The 250-nt window shown below is 70.8% G+C and carries 1 pseudogene; it reads left to right on the forward strand.

The features are described 5' to 3' along the window. A pseudogene (locus tag J0695_RS38830) lies at window positions 1-250 on the forward strand (hypothetical protein); the annotation flags it as partial.

The raw sequence follows: 250 nt of genomic DNA on the forward strand, positions 1-250 counted from the left end.
CATGGTCACCGCGACCTCCGGCCTCCCCGACGAGGAGCAGGGTCTGGCCACCGGCCTCGCGACGATGACCCAGCAGGTCGGCATCACGCTGGGCATCCCGGTCATGAGCGCCGTCGCCACCGCCCGGATGGGCACAGGAACAGGACCGGATGCCGTCCTGTCGGGAGTCACGGTCGCGATCCTCGTCAACTCCGTCCTGGTACTGGCCGGAGCACTCCTCGCGGCGGGGCGCCAGGAAGAGTGCCGCGAG

It is taken from the genome of Streptomyces beijiangensis (assembly GCF_017315755.1).
Taxonomy (GTDB): domain Bacteria; phylum Actinomycetota; class Actinomycetes; order Streptomycetales; family Streptomycetaceae; genus Streptomyces; species Streptomyces beijiangensis.